Consider the following 18,779-nt stretch of genomic DNA (forward strand, 5'->3'; position numbering starts at 1 on the left):
CTCCGACGGCGGTCGAGGCCGACTGGTGGCCCGTTCCGGACATTCACGGTTGTCGCCGGACCCGACAGCAATTCCTCCAGATGACCACCGACGACGACCCGTCGGCATTCGTCAGCGACAGGCCGAACCCACCAGCATCGCGAGGAGATCGTCGTCATGAGCCAGAACGCCAAGGACCAGGAGCAGCTGGGGCTGTGGGACAGCGTTGGGGACCCCCAGAACGCGGATCGACGCACGTCACGGCCCGTACCTCCGCTGCCAGCCCGTCGGCCGGCAAAGCCGATGGAGTACCAGGAGCTGTGGGACATCGACGACCTGGCCAACTACCTCGGGGTGCCCAAGCAGACGATCTACTCGTGGCGGACGACGGGCTACGGACCGAAGGGGATGCGGATCGGGAAGCACCTGCGCTGGCGTGCAGCGACCGTGATCACCTGGACGCTCGGACTGGAACAGAACCAGTGACGCGAGATGGCCGCGAAGTCCGTGCATGCCCTCGCTGCGGTCGGGTGATCCCAGAGGCGCGGCCCCCTGGACCCGGACGACCCAAGCGGTGGTGTTCGCCGCAGTGCCGCCGGGCAGCGTCGGAGGAGAGACGCGCGGCGGACAGTGGAGCCATCGGCATCCGGTATATCGACACCGTGGTCTCGATCGAGGACCACGTCCGGGCCGTCCTCAACTCTCCAGCCGCCTGCCGCCGGGTGCTGCGAGAGCTGGGGGACCGCGCCGCCCGCGGCGACCTCGTTGACGCACGGTGGCGCAGCGTCCTGACAGACTTGGAGCACCTGCGTCAGCCCGCAGGTCGGCCGCGGGAACGCTACCTGTGGCGCCGTTGACGGAATTTCGTCCGCCAGAACCTCGCCGACAATGCATGAGGTGTGTGGGACATCGCGGTAGGCGGTTTGGTGGGGGGTACGGGTCGGAGAGCCGGGTACGGCGGCCGGTGGCGTTTCGGGGCGCAACGGTGACACCAAGGGGGTGGAGAGACGCTCCTTGCGCAAAGCCATCTGTGCTCACGCCTGCTGGCGTCAGGGCAGGCTGGGCTCTGGGTGGTCGTCCGCGAACTTCTCAGCGGCGTTCTGGTCGATGAGGCCTTGGTTTAGGAGCCAATCGACGGCGCGACGCTGGGCTCGGACATCACGAAAGGCGTGCCAGGGCGCGATCAGCGCGGGCAGGTGCTCGTAGAGCTGGACCTTGAACCGACGGAACCGCTCCGCGACCTTGGAGCACGTCGGCCAGGCGCCGTCCTGCCGCACCGTCGGTGACGCCCGCAGCGAAGTCGGCCATGTCCTGGTACCAGACGTACGACGGGACCGGGTCGATGGAAATGAGATCGCGCTCGTCGATCTCAACGGGGTTCTCGCCGTCGATGCCGGTGTCGCTGGTCCAGAACGCCACCTGGCCTGTCTGCGGGTCGAGCAGCCATCGGTGCTCGTAATCCATCTGATCCGCGAGCGCGGTGGCGATCTCTTCAACGTCGATCCCGCCGAGGTCGAGCACCCACTCAGGCTATAACCCGAGCCAGGGGTCCCGGAAGCAGCGGACCTACGGTTAGCAAGGGCTCACCGTCCGGACTGCGGCACGAGCGGTCGTTCGCTCGCGCGGTCAGCCCGCCGCTACGCGCTCAATTGCTTGTCGCAGGTCGCGCAGTGCTGGGATGCCCCGTAGTCCGTCTGGGGTGGTGTAGAGCCGACAGGACAGGGCTGGCGATGCGTCGGGCCGGGCGAATGGGTCGAGGCCGTTGAGCAGGATGGTTGGGGAGCCGATGAAGCCACACTGCCGCGCCTGCTCTTGGCTGGCGATGATGGTGTGGGTGATGGTGGCCTTCACTCGAGTGTCTGCCACGGCGTTCGTGATCAGCTCGGCGGCGGAGGCATCGTTTGGGCAGTCCGGCATGACCAGCAGTTCGATGTCCACGGCTATGGCAGGCACTTGCCGAGCCACCGGAGTTTGCCGCCGATGAATCTGTTCTGGTGCCACCCCAGGCGCATGACCTCAGTGCGGAGGTTGCGGAACTGACCCCGGGCGGCTGCGACCGGTCCGTGCTTGCCCTCGTCCTCGATTTCCCACGCCCGGTGGTGCACAAAGTGGGCGCACTGTAGGCAGAGGCGAACCTCCGGGTGGTCGCCCAGCTGGAGCATCCGGGCGGGGGCATCGATCGAGCCGCAGCACCAGCACTGCGCGCTCCGATCATCGTTCTCGTCGATCGCGGTGACGGGTTCGGCGCTCATGTGCCCAGTCTGCGCGACCGCGTCACCTCCCGGAAGTGATCGCGGGGGCGCTGTCATCGGCATGTGCGTGCATATCGACGCCGTTTCGCGGTATGACGCACCCATCCCGGACGCTCACGGACTGTCAGCGCACGGATCCGACAGCTTTGAGGATGACGTTCACCACCTCCTGCGGGTGGGAGATCATCACGTCATGGGCCGAGTCGACCGTGCTCACCGTGGCGCCGGCGCGTCGGGCCATGAACAGCTGACCGCCGGGGGAGATGGCGTGGTCCTGCAGGGTGACGAGGTCCCAGCTGGGGATGGTCTTCCATGCCGGCTCGCCGGAGGGTTCGGTCTGCGCGAAGTAGCTGAGTGGACGTTGTGTCGCGGCCAGGACTGCCGCGGCGGCGGGGCTGCGGTCGCCGGCGAAGACGACGCGGAACGACGATGGCCTGATGTAGACGTCGACGTCCTGCCCGCCAGGCGCAGCGGGGTTCTGGGCGGGGCGCACCAGCGTGGTTTCGGGTCCGAGGAGTGAGCCCGGGTAGGTCGCGGGGTCGTACGAGGTGACGATCGCCTGACCGGCGTCCGGGACGAAGGCGGCGACGTAGACGAGGGCCTTGACGTTGTCGGCCCCTCGCGCCGCGTTGGTGATCACGGCACCTCCGTAGGAGTGCCCGACGAGGACGACCGGACCGGGGATGGTCGCCAGGACCGACCGCACGTAGTCCGCGTCGTTCGTGAGCCCGCGCAGCGGGTTGGCAGGGGCGATGACGTCGTACCCGAGTCGTTGCAGGCGTGTGACCTCCTCGCTCCAGCCGGAAGCGTCGGCGAAGGCCCCGTGCACGAGGACGATGGTGGGCTTGGCGCCACTCGTGCTGACGTACCTTGCTTGCGGGGCAGAGGTGGCGGTGCCGTGGGCGGTGGCGGCTTCGGCGCGGCCGGAGGAGCCGGCGGCGAGTGAGCCGCTGACGGGCAGGAGGGCGACGACCGCGGCAGCGGCGAGGCCGCTCCAGCGGGCGCGGCCGATGAGACGTGGGTTCGCGGACATGGCAGTTCTCTCTTCCTTGGTATGGCGTGAGTGCGGGTGGAGGCGGACGTGGACAGCCGTCCGCAGGAGCAGCGCGTCGGGGGCTGCGCCGGTCAGACGGTGGCCACCATGCCGCCGTCGATCAGCACGTCCGTGCCCGTGAGGTTGCCGACCGTGCCGGAGGCGAGCAGGAGGACCGTCCGGGCGACTTCCTCGGGACGAGTGAAGCGCCGGGTCGCGGTGTCGGCGATGGCGGCCTGCTTCACGGCAGCAGGATCCTGGCCACTGGCCTGGCCCACGGTCTCGGCGACGCCACCCGGTCCGAGCCACAGCGCCGTCTCCACCGGACCGGGGCTGACGGTGTTGACCCGTACACCTGCGGGGCCGAGCTCCTTGGAGAGGGACTTGCAGAAACTTCGCAGCGCGGCCTTGGCCGCGCTGTAGTCGATGACACCGGGATCGGGCAGGGCGGCGTTGACCGAGCAGATGGTGACGATCGCCGATGGAGCGGCATCCAACAGGTGCGGCAACGCAGCACGCGTCGCTCGTACGGCGGAGAGAAGGTTGAGCTCGAGGGCCCACTGCCATTCTTCATCGGCGACGGCGAGAAAGCCGTCGGTACGCGGACGCACGCCACCCACGTTGTTGACCAGCAGGTCGACCCGCCCGAACCGTGAGACCGCCTCGTCCACCAGAGCCTGGCAACCGCTGCTCGTGGTGAGGTCACCCAGGACCACGGCGACGTCGTGCTCCTCGGTCAGTGCGGACAGCTCGCTCGAGCCACGCAGGGCGCCGGCTGCGACCTTGGCTCCCTCCTGGCAGAGTGCGCGTGCCACGTGGAAGCCGATCCCTTGGCTGGCCCCGGTCACCACTGCCACCTTGCCGCCGAGCTCGAGGTTCATAGCCCCTGCTCCCGCAACCACTTCAGGCACACGTCGGCGACCTCGGTCCACCCTGAGTCGATGACGAGCGAGTGACCACGATCGGCGAAGGTCTTTAGCTCCGTCACGGCGGCGGAGTGCCGATACTGCTTGAAGGTCGAGCGGGTGACCGACTCGGGCACGGTGTGGTCCTGACCGCTCGCGATGAGCAGCAGGGGTCCGCGGCCCTCATTGTCGGTGGCGACCTTGGCCGGCGAGTGCGGGTCGAAGTTCGCGGCTGCCGCTTCGAAGAGGGGACGACCCGGCGCGGGGATCGTCCAGCGCTCGAAGAGCTGGTCCGACTCGTCGGAGGAGATGGCATTGCCGAACGCGAAGCGAAACTGCTGAGCATCCAGTGACACGGCGCGGTGCCTGTTGCCCGGGTTCTTGAACACGGGCAGCGTTGCGCGTAGTGCCGACAGCGGCACGGGGAGCACGCCCTTGATCTGCGCCGCGTCAATGGCGATTGCGGCGGTGGCGCGGTTCTGGCCCAGGAGCTTCTGGGCGATCATGCCACCGAAGGAGTGACCGATGAGGATGGGCTTCTCCGGCAGCTGGTCGATGAGCTCCGCGAAGTGTGCGACGACGTCGTCTATCCCGTGGTCGCCGATGGCGTCGGGGTCGGCTCGGGAGGCATCGACCGTCGGACCGTCGCCCGGCCAGCCTGGGGCTTGGGCGTCGTATCCCTCGTCGTCAAACCGCGAGAGCCACGCTTCCCACGACGTGGCGTGCAGCCACAGTCCGTGGATGAAGAGAACAGGTGTTGCCACAGTCGTTCCTCCTGAGTCGAGCCGGTGCCGGATGCAGCTCGGCGTGCCCCGACGCTAGGTCTACGTGGGAGGGGCTGGCTTCAGTCGGATGACTGCGGATGGTTGAGCACGGCGTCGACCGCGGTCGCGCCGATGAGGATCTCGGCGAGCTGCTGGCGGCTGGTGATCCCGAGCTTCGGGAAGATCCGGTAGAGGTGGGAGCCGACGGTGCGGTGCGACAGGAACAGGCGTTGCGCGATCTCACGGTTCGACAGCCCCTGCGAGGCCAGCTGCGCGATCTGGGCTTCCTGCGGTGAGAGCTCCTCGAGGCTGTTGGGTGCTGGTTCCCACCCGCGCTCGCCGGTGGCCCGCAGCTCGTGGTCGGCGCGAAGGGCCCACGGTTTGGTCCCCAGCGCGTCGAAGGCAGTGCGTGCGGCCCTCAGGGGCTCCCGGGACTCGGTGACACGGCGCTGACGGCGCAACCACGAGCCGTAGGCGAGCTGGGTGCGGGCCTGATGCCAGGGGAACGGGGAGCCCGCCCCGGCCATCGCAGCCAGGAACAACCCTTCCGCGGTGTCGTCGTCGGACAGGACGGCCCGGGTGTACTCCAACGCGATTTCGGCACCGACGGCGCTCGAGCCCGCGGTGAGCTCCTCCACCGCGGCGAGCAGCGGCCGGGCGTGCTCGCGACGGTTGGTGCTCACGGCCGCCTCAGCCAGGTAGCTGATGGTCCAGAGTTGCTGCACCCGTTGGTGGGCGGGGTCGCTGGGCCGGAAGACGCGGACCAGCTCGCCGTACGCAGGCTCCGGCCGGTTGGAGCCGAGCTCCGCGATCCCCCTGGCCAGCTGTGCGCCGGCCAGCAGGGACGAGCTGGCGTTCGGCAGCTGCAGGGCGATCTGCTCGGCCTTGACGAGCGACCAGTGGCGTCCTTGCCAACGTCCGGCCACGGCGTCGATGACGGCCAGGGCGAGCCCGGCCGTGCCAGCCCAGACCTTCTGCCCCGTCTCGGTCGAGAGTCGCATTCCTTCGTCGGCGGATCGGCCCGCGTCGAAGACGCCGAGGTTGATCTCCGCCCACGCTCGGATGGCCAGCGCTTCGGCGAGCAGGCTTAGGCGGCCCTCGCCCCTCAGCTGGTTGATGGCCAAGGTGAGGAACGAGTCTGCTCGCACGAAGTCGCCCGAACAGAACGCCGCGATACCGAGGGGTGCCGCCAGCTCCAACCGACCGCCCAGGTCGACCGGCCAATGGTCGAGCTGCGCGAGGACCGCGGCACTCAGCTCGAGCGACTCCGCCAGACCGAACACCGCGAGGAGTCTCGGGTCGTCCGAGCGCAGTGGCACCTCGCGCGCGGCACCGATGATCTCGTGCCTGACCGACTCGCCGGGGTCCCGCCACCAGACCCTTCGGGCCGCGCCGAAGAGGAGCTGCATGGCGAGGTCGGTGTCGTCGTCGTCGTTCGCGGTCCTTGCGAGGCGGACGAGGTGACGCACGTCGGCGGGCTCGCTGGTGGCACCGTCGTGAAAGGCGCCTTCGAGCCAGGTCAGGCGGGATCGGTCACGGGGGCGCAGCGTCATGCGCAGCACTCGGGACTTGATCTGCTCGACGTGGCCGAACCGACCGAGCTCGTATCCGAGCTCGGCGGCGCTCAGCAGCCGCGACGCCTGGTCCTGGGGGTCCGGGCTGAGCGCGGCCGAGCGCTCGAGCCGAGCCAGCGCCGTCGCGAACGCTCCGCGTCGGCGCGCGGAATCGGCAGCCCGTTCGAGCTCGGCCGCGATGGATTCGTCACGCCCGGACACGGCGCCTGCCCGGTGCCACAGAGCCCGCTCGGGAAAGGCAGCCAGAGTCGTGGCAAGTGCAGCATGACCCTCCATGCGCCGCCCCTGCGTCATGGCTCGACGCACGGCTGACCCCATGAGGGGATGGCTGAGGGCGTAGGTCGATCCGTCGACGGTGAGCAGGCCGAGCTCTACGGCGCCGGAGACCGCGTCGACGCCCACGGTGGAGCCAGCCAGGAGGGAGGCGGCAGTGACCAGCTGCCTGATGTCGTCGCCGTCATCGAGCGCTGCGACGTCGACCACTGCCCGCGCCGCTGGGCCCAAGGTGTCTGCCCTCGCGGTGAAGGCCCGTTCGAGCCGGTCGGTCATGGGCAGGGCCCGGTCCAGCTCGCTCCAGGCGTAGGTTCCCGTCTGGAGCGCCTTGACGAACTCGACCAGGGCGAGCGGATTGCCACCAGACTCGGCAATGACGCGCTCGCGCAGGGGTGTCGCCAGCTCTGGGGACCGCGACCTCAGCAGGGTCTCGGCGGTCTCGGAGGACAGACCTTCCAGCTCGATCCAGGTCATCGTCTGGTCATCGCCGAGAAGTGGTTCCTGGGAGCGCGACGTGCACAACAGGACCACGCGCTCGGGCTCGATCCGCCTCGCGACGAAGGCGAGGGTGTCCAACGTCGGCTGGTCCATCCAGTGGAGGTCGTCGAGGCTGATCAGCACAGGCTTGTCGTTGGCCGTGCGCACGATGAGCTCGAGGACTCCCAGTGAGGTGAAGAAGGGGTTGACCTCCTCGACCTCGACCGCCCCGAAGCAGGCGAGCAACGAGTCCCGCTGCCTGGGAGGCAGCTCGTCCACGGTGGCCAGGATCGGTGTGAGCAGCTGGTGCAGGTTTGCGTAGGGAAGGTGGGTCTCGCGCTGGCTGCCTCGCGCCGACAACACGGCAAAACCCGCAGCGCGGGCCAGCTCACTGACATGCGCCTGCACCAAGGTCTTGCCCATGCCTGGTTCGCCGGTCAGCCCGACCGCGACCCCGTTGCGCTCCACCTGTTCCAGGACCCCCACCAGCTGGAGGATGACCTCGTCACGACCGAAGAGCTGCGTCTCGGTCGACATGGCCATGGGTTGAGCATGGGACCACCTGTGCATTTCGTCCAGCCACAGGGGAGGTAGCGCGGGTCCGGCAGTCATGGGTTCAGTCATCGTGCGCAAGCCGGGGACTGCGCGTCAGGCGAGTCTGGGAGCTGTGCGCCGGATACGCCCGGCGCGCCAGCCCACATCCAGGAGACAACGATGGCCAACCAGCCCACGATCGCATTCGTCCACGGCGCCTTTGCCGACTCGAGCGGCTGGTCCCAGACCATGACGGCTCTAGACACCGCAGGCCTGCGTGTCATCGCCATCCCCAACCAGCTGCGCGACCTCGCGTCTGATGCGGGTCAGGTCCGCAGCGTGCTCGACACCATCGACGGGCCCGTGGTCCTCGTGGGTCACTCGTACGGCGGTGCGGTCGTCGGCGAGGCCGCACGCGGATCCTCGAACGTGCGGGCGCTTGTCTTCGTCGCGGCATACCTGCTCGAGCACGGAGAGAGCATCGCGACAGTGCTGGACCCGTCAAGGTTCCCGGGCGGTGAGCTCGGGCCTGACACCACCCTCGGGCGCCCGTTCAGCCTTCCCGGTTCCGGGGACGAGGTGGACACCGACCTGTTCATCCGGGTCGATGACTTCGCGAGGGTCTTTGCCGCAGACCTGCCCTTCGACGTGGCGTGGGTGATGGCCAGGTCACAGCGACCGCTGGCGGTGAGCGCCTTCACCGGTGCGGCGGGGTCGGACCCCGCTTGGCGCCACCTGCCGTCCTGGGCCCTGGTGGCCGAGCAGGACAAGGCGATCCCGCCGGCTGGCCAGCGGTGGATGGCCGAACGAGCAGGATCGACGATCGGCACGATCGCCTCCTCGCACGCCCTCATGGTCTCGCAGCCGGAGGCGGTCACGGCGACCATCCTGGAGGCCGTGGCGTCCCTGTCCGCCTAGCCCCTGGCGCGCCCTTGGCATGTGCATCGCCTGCGACCGCCATTGGCCTCCGGAAGCCCTGACTACGCCTTCCAGCTCCACCCCGAACAACTGACTGGCCGTGGAGGATTGCACGCCAAGGGGCCATTTCGCTGGCGACACGCTAATGCGCAGGATAGACGCACGTTCAAGTCCGCCCTTGAGGTCGGCTCGGCGGGTATCAGGTGCGCATCGCGCGCAGGAGCAGCACCACGCCGCGCGCCGTGTCGAGGTTGGCCGCGACGGCGACGACCGCCAGCCCCCATAGAGGTAGGCCGCTGATCGCCGCCAGTGCGAAGACCAGCAGCCGGACCTCGCGCCGGAAGAGCAACCGCACCTCGGTGTCTCGGCCCACCGCGTGGATGTAGGAGATCAGCAGGCAGCCGCACCCGGCGGCGAACGCCCAGGCCCAGGCGGTCTCGGCGTGGCCGGCGCCGATGACCAGGCCGACCACGACGGCGAGGTCGGCATAGCGGTCCAGTAGCGTGTCCAGCGCGGCGCCGCGGCGCGAGGCCCGGCCGCTTACTCGCGCGAGCTCGCCGTCGACGCCGTCGAGGGCGGAGCCGAGCAGGACGCCGAGGCCGCCCACGGCCATGGCCCACCGGTCGCCGACCGCGATCAGGCCGGACGCGAGGAGCGTGGTGGCGAAGGCCAGCAACGTGGCCACATGCGGGCTGAGTCCGGTCCGCAGCAGTTGGCGGGTCAGGGGTCCCGAGATCCGCCGGTTGACGGTTCGGGCGATGATCTGGTCAGTCGGCTTGGGCCCGTACCGATGCCACATCACCCGCTCCAGGGCCCGCACTCCATCGGGTGTGTCGACGGCCGCCCAGAGCCCGGTGAAGTCGCAGGTGGTCATCTCGAATCCGTCGTCGAGCATCCGCCGCCGCACGGCGGCCCACGGCATCGCCGGTGCGTCGGCGATCACGGCCGTGACGTCGGCGACGTGGACGCAGCTGAGGCCGGCGTCGATCGCGGCGTACTCCTTCAGGTCGGCTGCCAGTTCGAGCAGTCGGCCGTCGGCCTCGGTCCGCACCCGGACGGGGGCCACCCCTCCCAGGCCACCCACCTGGCGCTGGGGGTCACGGTCGACGGCCAGCACGTTGCGACCCGGTGCGGCCATCAGCCGCCGTACGTCGTCGGCTTCGAACACGTGGTCGCCCATGACGACCAGGCACCGGTCCTCGTCGACCTGCTGGAGGCCAGCCAGCACCGAGGTCGACGTGCCCTGCTGCTAGTCTGGGTTGGCTACCAGTTCGACCGGGAGGCCGTGGGAGTAGATGGTCGCCGCCACGTCCTCGCTCCGGTAGCCGGCCACCACCACGATGTGGCTCACTCCTGCCTCGCACAGAACCTTGACTGTGCGGTCGAGCAGAGTCACGCCGCCCACCCGCCGCAGCACTGTCGGCTGGAGTGAGCCGGACCGGTTCCTCGACTCCGCGGTGATCACGACCGCGCTCGTCGCCCGTGGCTGGGGATCGGTCTCCGGGCGCGGTTGCATGGCTCGCAGTATGCATCAGCACGCTGGTGCGCGCGCCGGGGCACGGGTGCGGGGAGATCCCCACCTCTGAAGCCCTAGCCGAGACGCCGTAAGGGATCGCTGCTGCGCAAATGCGCAGCGTCCTTGTGGCATGCTGAGGCGGCGGAATGACTCACATCTGCGCTCTCCAGCGCGTGATCAAACCGAGTCTGCGGATGAGCGGATTTGGCGCGGTGGCTCGTCATCGGCGAGTGGCAGTGCTTCACGCATGAACGGCAGCTAGCGACAGCGTGGTCAAGGCTCCACGGCCAAAATGGTGGCGCGCGCCGACCCATGGCACCCGGCTGGTCTTGTTGGCCCGGACATCCGGGACGCCGACCCGTGGACCAGGCGCGACTCCGTCAGTTGGATGACACTCAACACTGACCAAGGGCTGATCCGCAGTCTGCCGCGGACTGTCAACGTCAGTTTCATCAACTCGCAGGGTGTTGATCGATAGGAGCCCCCGACATGAGCAACTACATTGCGCGGCATCGTCGCCCTCGCCTTGCTTGGCGCCCTCGCCGCTCGCCGCGGCTGACCGCGATGCACCAGCAGGTGACGATAGACGCCCCTGGCCCAGCAAGCTTGTTCGCGCCGGCAACCGCGGCGCGGACGGGATCCGCGTAGCCAAGTGGATCACCTTTCCTCGTGCTCTCCGGCCAGAGGACCGTTACGCCGCGGTATGAGGCAAGTGCCGACCGCCACCCGACCCGGCGCAATGGCTCTACTCTTGACGGCTTGGGGGTTGGGACCTCCCGCGGCTGGGTAATGGGTGGGAATGACACTCACGGATTCGTATGCCCTACCCGATGCGGTCCCGTCACGCGGCGAAGACGACGACATGGTCGTCCGTGCGATGTACCGCATCGAGTCGTCGGCGGCTCTGGAGCGACTCAGTCGTGCGCTCGAGTTTGCGTCGAGGCCTCTCGCCGGGGAGCCCACTCGCTCGCTTCTGCTGGGCGCGGGTACGGGTCACGCACTTCACCCCTTCATGACGGACGTTCCCATCGGACTCTGGTCCTCGGCGGTGCTGCTCGATGTACGCGGCAGGCGAGCTGACCGCCCCGCTGCGCGCCTGTTGCTGGCGGCGGGCCTCGTCTCTGTGCTGCCCACCGTCGCCACGGGCTTGGCCGAGTGGCGTCAGCTGAACCGGCCGGAGAACCGTGTGGGCGCCCTACACGCGGCGCTCAACCTCGGGGCTGTGGCCCTGTATGCCGTTTCCCTGGGTCTGCGACGTCGCGGCCAGCACGGCTCGGGGATTGCCGCCAGCATGGCGGCCACCGTCGTCGCCAGCGGCGCGGGATATCTCGGTGGTCACCTCGCGATCGCGAGGAAGGCCGGAACCCGGCACCCGGCATACGAAACTGACGCGGTGGGGCCGAGTCTCGGCCGACCGGATCCCCGGTGAATACCCACCGGCGGCAGGCGTCGGAGCAGGACATGCCGAATGAAGGTTCTCGCGATGCACCCGTGCGGACTGTTCACCTGGAACGCCGCCCGGCTACGCACTCAGTCAGCGCGAGCGAGCGAGCAAGCGAGCGACGCGGTCAGGTCCCAGAGCGCATGGCGGCCAGTGCCTGTTCCTTGGCGGCCGTGAAGCGGTCCCCCAGGTCTGATAGCTGTTGGTTGGACGCGCTCTTGGCGAAGGCGGGCAGGATCTGCTGTTCCTCTTCTTCGACGTGGTGGCGCACTTCGCCGATCATGGCCGCGATGAGCCCGTCCACGCCCGGTGCCTCGGGGTCCGCATCCAAGAGCTGCTGCAGCGTGTGCTCCACGTGGTGGTGTTCGGCGAGACCGTCGTCCACGTCCGAGCCTTCATCCGGCACGGTCGTCTTGATGGCGGGGTACACCACCTGTTCCTCAGCTTTGGAATGAGGGATCAGCAGTTCGGCGACCTGCTGGAGCAAGCCGGGTATGGCGCCGGGCTCGGCCTTCTCCAGTTTCTTGAACACCGACTCCAGTGTCTTGTGATCGTCCTTGATGAGGGTGATGACACCAGGCATGAGAACTCCATCCGTCGAGGCGGCCTGCCATGAGCTTGCCCTCGCCACATACCCAGTTGCGCGGCAGCTACACCCAAGCCTCCGGAATCGGCGGACGAGTTGGGGATTGACGAGCACCTCCAGCGGGTGGGGAAGGCCTATCTGCACCCGTCGGCGGGCGCCCTTCTGAAAGAGGTCTCGTGTGGCTGACACTGAGACGGCCATCCTCGACTTCGAGCGAGGATGTTCGAACGAGAATGGTGGTGCCATCCCAGTGCCAGGGACCAGGACGTCTCGCAACGTTGGGCATGAGCGTCTCTGAGTACCGGCGTCGCCTGATCGCGATCGCCGTGCGTCCGGAGGCGATGGCTTACGACCCGCTGACGGTGCGACGCATTCGCAGACGGCTCGTCCCCTCGAGCCGCGCGCAGGTCGTCGGTAGGTGACCAGACGCGTCAGCCTCGCGCCGTCAGATGAATGGGTCAGGTCGAGCGACGCAAACGGATCGCCGCCTCCGCGGGCCCCTGCTCGGGGTCGCATTTTGTCCGGTTGCGGGCGGAGCCCGAAGTCACGATGAAGAGACTGGGAGACTGCTTGCACCATCGCTGGGTTCGAGGGCCATGACGATGTCGAGCAGACTGCGGACCGGCTCCTCCCGGCTGAAGGCCGGGTCGCAGAGGCCGGCCACGATGCGGTGGGCCACCTCTGCGAGCTTGATGTTGTGCCGGCTCGAGTAAGCCCGGAGCAGCTCGAAGGCGCCGTCCTCCTCGACGCCGAAGGTCAGCATCAACGCCCCTTTGGCCTGCTCTATGGCTGCCCGATGCTCCGCGGAGGCTGCCACCGCGGCCCTGGCGGTCTCGCGGATGGGTTCGGTGAGGTCGACGACGAAACCAGTGAGCCGCTTGACCTTTCCACCGACGGCCTCGCTCTCCCCGACGAAGATCACGCGACGGACATGACCATCACTGCGAACGAGGCTGTAGACACACGAATAGGGGCCGGGGTGGTCGAGGTGGTGCTGGAATCTGGCGATCATGACCGGACGGTCTTCTTCGACCATGTGATCCAGGATGAGATCGGTGGTGGGCTCCTCGTCAGGTGCCAGGTCGTGGAGTTCGCGCAGGCCTTGGGACCAGGTCCAGCGGCCACTCTCGGCCTCGTACTCGAACGACATCGCCTGACCGTCGCTGTGCGCATCGTCGCGGGTCACCGGCTACCTCCTACATGACGACCCTGAGGGATCTCCCAAGCGGGAAGGCCACTTCTCGACCAAGCACAAGAATACGACGTGGATTCTGCCGGCGCTATGGTCGCGAACCGGGTGGCCGGGTGCGTTGCATAGGCGACTCAGGATCGGGTAAAGGTGGGGGCACACGGTTAGCACGGTTAGAGCGGAGGTCAGCGAGATCATGGAGGAAATCCCCGAGACGCGCTTGGCGCTGGCCGAAATGTCACGGTTCCAGGACGAGGACCTGACGGCTCGGTTCGGCGCCATGGCCAACCGCGTGGGCACCCTCGCCCCGGAGTGTCTCGGCCTGACCTTGTCCTTCATGCGCGAAGGACTGGCGTTCACCTGGGTCGCCACCGGCTTGGACGTAGCGTCCCTGGACGCGGTGCAGTACCTCAGCAACGGCCCCTGTTTCGAGTCCATGGGCCGGGGCGCGATCGTGGCAACGACCGGATCGGATCCCCTCGACGAGCGCAACTGGCTGCTGTTCTCGCGAGCGGAGAACACCGCCGGCGTCGAAAGCACGTTGTCCATCCCCCTCCTTGAGGATCACGTCGTCGTCGGCGGACTCAACTTCTACGGAAGCACACCTACGGCCTTTGACGGCCTGCACTCCGAGCTGGCCGCCGCCTGCGGCGGGTGGTCCGCAGGCGCCGTGACCAATGCTGACCTCTCCCTCTCCGGGGTGCGTCGCGCGCAACAGACACCACAGACCATGCGCGACCAGGTCGTCACCGACCAGGCCGTCGGCATGATCATGGCCGCGCATCGCGTGGGTGACCAGACGGCCAGCCAGCGACTCCACGAAGCCGCCCAACGAGCCGGCATACATGATGCAGAACTCGCCCGGATCCTGGTGAAGACGCGCCTGTTGTCAGGCGGCTGGTGAGCTGCACCTGCGATGAGGCCATAGCCGTGACCGCGACGCGCTCAGGAGTAGGCACCAAGACCTGCCCCGGGACGAGCTGGGTCGGGCCCCGCAGTCCGCGCCGAAGACGTGGATCCGGTTTCAGACGAGCAAACAGATGGGTGCGGAGCGGCTCGCTGATCGACCAGGCACGAAGGTTGGCCCGGTATGCCGCGACTTGGCCGCCCGACTCCGGCACCAAGTTGCACCGAGTCACGGACATACGCATGTTGGCGGTCGGCGGGGAGGTGTCCCGCCATCAGGGTGTGCCCGCCGAGTTCCTGAGCGTGGCTCCCAACAACGTGGACTCCCTCTAGGGGCCGGATCAGGCAATTCGATCAGAATGCCCTGGGGTCCCAGGATCCGGGGTGGGCTGTGCCTGAGGGAACCAAGTCGGGTGCAGGAGGTTTCGGGTCCCTGCGCACTGGGCATGAACTCGAAGTGCAGTCTGGCGTCACAGATGGATTCATCGGGGTGCGGATGAGTTCCCTTCGCAGACGCGTGGCAGGACAGAGAACGGCAGCATCAGTTTCGGACACGAATGGAGACACAGTGACCCAACCAGCCGTTCAGGCCGAGCAGCTTGCGGGCCTGGTCCAGTCACGCGGTTGGACGGCGGTCGGCGCGGAGTCCTTGACCTCCGGAGCGATTGCGTCGCAGCTCGGGGAAGCACCCAACGCTTCCAGCTGGTTCCTGGGTGCCGTCGTCGCCTATTCGCCGAGGGCGAAGTTCGACGTCCTGTGCGTCCCACCGGGGCCGGTGGTCCGCCTCACGACGGCGTGCGCGAGGGCCAACGCGGTCGCTGCGCGCTTCGGGGTCGACCTCTCACTCGCTGCCACTGGAGTGGGCTGCCCTCGCCCCGAAAGTGGAATCAGTGCAGGGACCGTGTGGTTCGCCGTTCGCCATCCGGGCCGCACCCGCTCGTACCTTCGCCACCTCTCAGGTCCTACGGACAGCGTGATCGGTCAGACAGTCTCGGAGGCACTCGAGCTCCTTATCGCTGCGTGTCATAGCCCAGATCGCTTTCCGGGCGACCACGCGGCAGTGTCTGGAGCCACGAGGGTGGATGTGCACGGCCCAAGGCCCACCGAGTCGCCGGTCGCGGGAGACCTGCCCATCACGCCTACCTGGTCCGGCTAGGCGCAGTCATGTCACAGAAGAGCGCGAAGCCCTCTCGTTCCAGCCGGAAGGTGCTCTTGTTGGCCAGGCCTTCAATGGAAGGAGCGTTTGCGCGATGAGTGACGGGTGGGCCCTGGGCATTGCATGGTGGATCTTTCTGGCGATGCTGGCTGCGCTGGCATACACGATCTTGCGGAAACGCTCATGACCCGGAGGCACTGGATCTGGCCAACCATCATCGTGACGCTCCTCTTGGGCGGGTGCATTGCTCCCGCCTTGGATCGAGGGGCGTTCGAACAGAACGCCAAGAGCGCCCTGGAGTCGGCGGCGAGTGAGACCTCGACAGCGCAGATCGCTGTGGACGCTCTGCTGTCCGGCAACGCTACGAACGCCTACGCCGACACCGTGGTGACCGATAGCGAGAACGCGATGGGAGGCATCGAGACAAGTTTCGGCGTGGTCGACCCGCCAACACCGACCCAGGACCCGCTGCGCGAGCAGGTGCTGACCTTGCTCGGCGACGCCGACGACGCCTTGGCCCATGCCCGCATCGCAATCCGCCGCGGCGACGCCTCCTCCCTGACGGACGCGCGCAAGGAGCTCGACGACGCCAGCGCCCACCTTGAGTCAGCCCGAGCGGACCTCAAGTGATCGGGGAGGCGGCAAGGTGAAGAAGGTCTTCGCGGTCGCGCTGGGCATCTTGACCGCCATCGGCGGGTTCGTCGACATCGGCGACCTGATCACCAACGCCCTCGTTGGTTCCCGGTTCGGACTGTCCCTGGTCTGGGTGGTCGTCGTCGGGGTGGTCGGCATCTGCGTATTCGCGGAGATGAGCGGCCGGGTCGCGGCGGTAAGCGGGCGCGGGACGTTCGACCTGATCCGAGAGCGGCTCGGGCCGCGAGTCGGGCTGACCAACTTGGTTGCGTCCATGCTCGTCACGTTCCTGACCTTGGCCGCCGAGATCGGCGGCGTCGCCCTGGCTCTGGAGCTGGCAACGAGCGTGAACCGGTTCCTGTGGATGCCCGTCGCAGGCGCCGCGGTGTGGTTGGTGCTCTGGCGAGTGAAGTTCGCCATTCTCGAAAACGCGTTCGGGCTGGCCGGCCTGTCCCTCATCGTGTTCGCAGTCGCTGTGTGGAAGCTCGGCCCCGACTGGGCCTCACTGGCACAGCATGCAATCAACCCGACCGTGCCACCGAACGAGTCATACACGGTGTACTTCTACTATGCGATCGCCCTGTTCGGCGCTGCCATGACCCCGTACGAAGTGTTCTTCTTCAGCTCCGGCGGGGTCGAGGAGAAGTGGACACCGAAGGACTTGGGCACCATGCGCGCCAACGTGTTCATCGGGTTCCCGCTGGGCGGCATCCTGTCGGTGGCGATCGCCGCCTGCACGGCGCTGGTGTTCCTGCCCCACGGGATCAGCGTCGACACACTCGGACAGACCGGACTGCCCGTGGTCCTGGGTGTGGGAAAGATCGGGCTGGCGTTCCTGCTGATCGGATTCTTCGCCGCAACCTTCGGCGCTGCCTGCGAGACTGGCTTGTCGGTCGGGTACAGCGTCGCCCAGTACCTGGGTTGGCAGTGGGGGAAGTACGTGGAGCCCCTTCGTGCCGCCCGGTTCCACACGGTTCTGTTGCTGTCCTGCATCGGCGGGGTGGCCCTGCTGCTGACCACGGTGGACCCCATCATGCTCACCGAGTACTCCGTCGTGTTCAGCGCCATCGCCCTACCGCTGACCTACTTTCCCATCCTGGTTGTCGCGAACGACCGCACTTACATGGGCAAGCACACCAACGGGCGGCTCGCGAACTCCTTGGGCATGCTCTACATGGTCTTGGTCACCGTCGCCTCGGTGGCCGCCATCCCTTTGATGGTCCTCACAAAGGCGGGGCAATGATGCAAAGGACATCTCAGGACGGCATGATCGACGTGGTCCTTAGAGTGATGGACCACCAGCTCGTCGGTCCCAGCGGGGCGCTCCTGGGCAACGTCGACAACCTGGTCCTGCGTCAGGAGGCGGAAGAACTCCGCATCGTCGGGGTGCTCAGCGGACCGGGTGGATTCGGGCCGCGCCAGCCAGGCCTACTCGGTCGGTGGATCGTCGCCGTGTGGAAACGCCTCAGCCCGCGCGAGGAACCCAGCCCGCTCATGGTGCCCATGTCCCACGTGCGAAGCATTGGTTCGGCCATCACCCTGAGCGACTACGCAGAGCGCGCCCTGCAGGACGCGGCAGGGCTCGAGCAATGGCTACGTCGTCACGTCATCTCGGCCATTCCCGGAGCAACCGCTGGCGACGACCGGCTCGCGGGGACGACGGCGGGCTCTTCGACCGGTCACGACGAACTGCCGCCGCCACCCGCCGACTCTCATCTGCTCAGCGCTCTGCTCGGTGCTGAAGTCGTCGATGACACTGGCGCGTCCCTGGGCACCGTCATAGAGCTTCGCGGACTGGCGTACGAGCAAACAGGCCTCGAGGTCGGCCGCATCCGCGTGACCGGCCTCGTGTTCGGGCCCCGGCACCTCGGTGGTGAGCTTGGCTACACCACCCTGACCGACCAAGGCCCTTGGCTGCTCGCGCGCCTCTTCGGCTGGTGGCACCAGAGCGACCGCGAAGCCACCTGGACCGACGTTGCCGACGTCGACTGGCATGACCAACGCGTCACGCTCAGAACCCGCCAGAACTGGCAACACCCGCACAACAACACCGACCCGGACGTATAGAAATGGCGACGACTGCGGTTGGGGTCGACAGCTCAGGATGCTCGGACGGGCTGTTGACCGTGTCACCGCGGCACTTCGCGCGCCTCGACCAACATGCCTGGATCACCCTAGACAGCGCCGAACCCACGTCCAATGCCACGCCGCCGGCCACAGCAGATCCTTTGGACGTGGGGGTCGCTTCAGGTGCCGAGAAAGTAGCCATAGCGGATCGGACCGACGATGCCTGGGGATACGTGTGGGCGTCGCCTCACGCGTTGGAAGGAGAGGAGATGGGTGGCTGGACCGTTCTCCGCTCGAGTTGGGTCAGGCGGGATCGCGGAAACTGCTCAGTGGGGCGCGGATAGCCGCTGTTACCAAGTGCTCGACGAGCTCGTCCAACGACCGGAAGTCTTGTGTCCTGGAGGCGACCGACAGGTGCCACAGGAGATGGCTCGGGGCATGCTGCTTGATCAATGTGGCGGCTAGGTGATCGTGCGTGGCTGGAAAGCATCGCGGGCTCAGGTAGGTGCCGAGTTCGTCCGCCCAGCTCGAGGCTTGTGGGCTGGTCGGTGCGGTGGGCGAGGTCATTGGTGTCTC

20 protein-coding genes are annotated in these 18,779 nt (G+C 67.6%); 9 read left to right on the forward strand and 11 right to left on the reverse strand.

What is annotated here, in order from left to right:
- Positions 1–156: 156 nt before the first annotated feature.
- Positions 157–465, forward strand: a complete 309-nt coding sequence (locus EAH86_RS20705; protein WP_206665890.1) for a helix-turn-helix transcriptional regulator — start codon at positions 157–159, stop codon at positions 463–465.
- A 672-nt stretch (positions 466–1,137) separates the two neighbouring features.
- Here the strand turns inward: EAH86_RS20705 and EAH86_RS18875 are convergent.
- The 7 genes from EAH86_RS18875 to EAH86_RS18905 all read right to left on the reverse strand — a co-directional run bounded on the left by EAH86_RS18875 (position 1,138) and on the right by EAH86_RS18905 (position 7,800).
- Complete coding sequence (locus EAH86_RS18875) at positions 1,138–1,500, reverse strand: hypothetical protein (RefSeq protein WP_206665891.1); 363 nt, start codon at positions 1,498–1,500, stop codon at positions 1,138–1,140.
- A 105-nt stretch (positions 1,501–1,605) separates the two neighbouring features.
- Positions 1,606–1,917 carry a DF family (seleno)protein gene (locus EAH86_RS18880; protein WP_140743640.1) on the reverse strand — a complete coding sequence of 104 codons (312 nt, stop codon included), beginning with the start codon at positions 1,915–1,917 and terminating at the stop codon, positions 1,606–1,608.
- A gap of 2 nt (positions 1,918–1,919) precedes the next feature.
- Complete coding sequence (locus EAH86_RS18885; RefSeq protein WP_140743642.1) at positions 1,920–2,231, reverse strand: hypothetical protein; 312 nt, start codon at positions 2,229–2,231, stop codon at positions 1,920–1,922.
- A 124-nt stretch (positions 2,232–2,355) separates the two neighbouring features.
- Complete coding sequence (locus tag EAH86_RS18890; RefSeq protein ID WP_140743644.1) at positions 2,356–3,264, reverse strand: alpha/beta fold hydrolase; 909 nt, start codon at positions 3,262–3,264, stop codon at positions 2,356–2,358.
- 92 nt (positions 3,265–3,356) lie between these two features.
- A complete protein-coding gene (locus EAH86_RS18895; protein ID WP_140743646.1) occupies positions 3,357–4,145 on the reverse strand; it encodes an SDR family NAD(P)-dependent oxidoreductase in 789 nt (262 codons plus the stop codon).
- On the reverse strand, positions 4,142–4,933 hold the full coding sequence (locus tag EAH86_RS18900; protein ID WP_140743648.1) for an alpha/beta hydrolase: 792 nt from the start codon (positions 4,931–4,933) through the stop codon (positions 4,142–4,144). The genes EAH86_RS18895 and EAH86_RS18900 overlap by 4 nt, the downstream gene beginning before the upstream one ends.
- Positions 4,934–5,013: 80 nt before the next feature.
- A complete protein-coding gene (locus tag EAH86_RS18905; RefSeq protein WP_161988704.1) occupies positions 5,014–7,800 on the reverse strand; it encodes an ATP-binding protein in 2,787 nt (928 codons plus the stop codon).
- 171 nt (positions 7,801–7,971) lie between these two features.
- On the opposite strand from EAH86_RS18905, the gene EAH86_RS18910 reads away from it, so the two are divergent.
- A complete protein-coding gene (locus EAH86_RS18910; RefSeq protein WP_140743652.1) occupies positions 7,972–8,709 on the forward strand; it encodes an alpha/beta fold hydrolase in 738 nt (245 codons plus the stop codon).
- A gap of 199 nt (positions 8,710–8,908) precedes the next feature.
- Here the strand turns inward: EAH86_RS18910 and EAH86_RS18915 are convergent, their stop codons facing one another.
- On the reverse strand, positions 8,909–9,937 hold the full coding sequence (locus EAH86_RS18915) for a CDP-alcohol phosphatidyltransferase family protein (protein ID WP_140743654.1): 1,029 nt from the start codon (positions 9,935–9,937) through the stop codon (positions 8,909–8,911).
- 21 nt (positions 9,938–9,958) lie between these two features.
- Positions 9,959–10,225 (reverse strand): NTP transferase domain-containing protein, encoded by a 267-nt coding sequence (locus EAH86_RS18920; RefSeq protein WP_140743656.1) that lies wholly within the window; start codon positions 10,223–10,225, stop codon positions 9,959–9,961.
- 877 nt (positions 10,226–11,102) lie between these two features.
- Between EAH86_RS18920 and EAH86_RS18925 the strand changes: the two genes are divergently transcribed.
- Positions 11,103–11,654 (forward strand): DUF2231 domain-containing protein, encoded by a 552-nt coding sequence (locus EAH86_RS18925; RefSeq protein WP_338325263.1) that lies wholly within the window; start codon positions 11,103–11,105, stop codon positions 11,652–11,654.
- 139 nt (positions 11,655–11,793) lie between these two features.
- Here EAH86_RS18925 and EAH86_RS20340 read toward each other — a convergent pair whose 3' ends face one another.
- Complete coding sequence (locus EAH86_RS20340; protein ID WP_161988705.1) at positions 11,794–12,249, reverse strand: hemerythrin domain-containing protein; 456 nt, start codon at positions 12,247–12,249, stop codon at positions 11,794–11,796.
- Between the two features lie 287 nt (positions 12,250–12,536).
- On the opposite strand from EAH86_RS20340, the gene EAH86_RS18935 reads away from it, so the two are divergent.
- The gene (locus EAH86_RS18935) at positions 12,537–12,674 is read left to right on the forward strand and encodes a DUF3263 domain-containing protein (protein ID WP_161988706.1); all 138 of its coding nucleotides are present in this window, start codon (positions 12,537–12,539) and stop codon (positions 12,672–12,674) included.
- Between the two features lie 122 nt (positions 12,675–12,796).
- Here the strand turns inward: EAH86_RS18935 and EAH86_RS18940 are convergent, their stop codons facing one another.
- Positions 12,797–13,438, reverse strand: coding sequence for a PAS and ANTAR domain-containing protein (locus EAH86_RS18940; protein WP_140743664.1), 642 nt, complete (start codon positions 13,436–13,438; stop codon positions 12,797–12,799).
- Positions 13,439–13,637: 199 nt separating this feature from the next.
- On the opposite strand from EAH86_RS18940, the gene EAH86_RS18945 reads away from it, so the two are divergent.
- The 5 genes from EAH86_RS18945 (at position 13,638) to EAH86_RS18965 (ending at position 18,203) form a co-directional block, all read left to right on the forward strand.
- Positions 13,638–14,345, forward strand: coding sequence for an ANTAR domain-containing protein (locus EAH86_RS18945; RefSeq protein WP_140743666.1), 708 nt, complete (start codon positions 13,638–13,640; stop codon positions 14,343–14,345).
- A 498-nt stretch (positions 14,346–14,843) separates the two neighbouring features.
- On the forward strand, positions 14,844–15,503 hold the full coding sequence (locus EAH86_RS18950) for a CinA family protein (protein WP_206665895.1): 660 nt from the start codon (positions 14,844–14,846) through the stop codon (positions 15,501–15,503).
- Between the two features lie 219 nt (positions 15,504–15,722).
- Positions 15,723–16,133: a hypothetical protein gene (locus tag EAH86_RS18955; RefSeq protein WP_140743670.1), complete on the forward strand. Its 411-nt coding sequence runs from the start codon at positions 15,723–15,725 to the stop codon at positions 16,131–16,133.
- A gap of 16 nt (positions 16,134–16,149) precedes the next feature.
- Positions 16,150–17,379 carry an Nramp family divalent metal transporter gene (locus EAH86_RS18960; RefSeq protein WP_140743672.1) on the forward strand — a complete coding sequence of 410 codons (1,230 nt, stop codon included), beginning with the start codon at positions 16,150–16,152 and terminating at the stop codon, positions 17,377–17,379.
- A 23-nt stretch (positions 17,380–17,402) separates the two neighbouring features.
- Positions 17,403–18,203 (forward strand): hypothetical protein, encoded by an 801-nt coding sequence (locus EAH86_RS18965; RefSeq protein ID WP_140743674.1) that lies wholly within the window; start codon positions 17,403–17,405, stop codon positions 18,201–18,203.
- Positions 18,204–18,779 lie beyond the last annotated feature (576 nt).

This window comes from Pedococcus bigeumensis (assembly GCF_006438965.1).
In the GTDB taxonomy this organism is placed as follows: Bacteria; Actinomycetota; Actinomycetes; order Actinomycetales; family Dermatophilaceae; genus Pedococcus; species Pedococcus bigeumensis_A.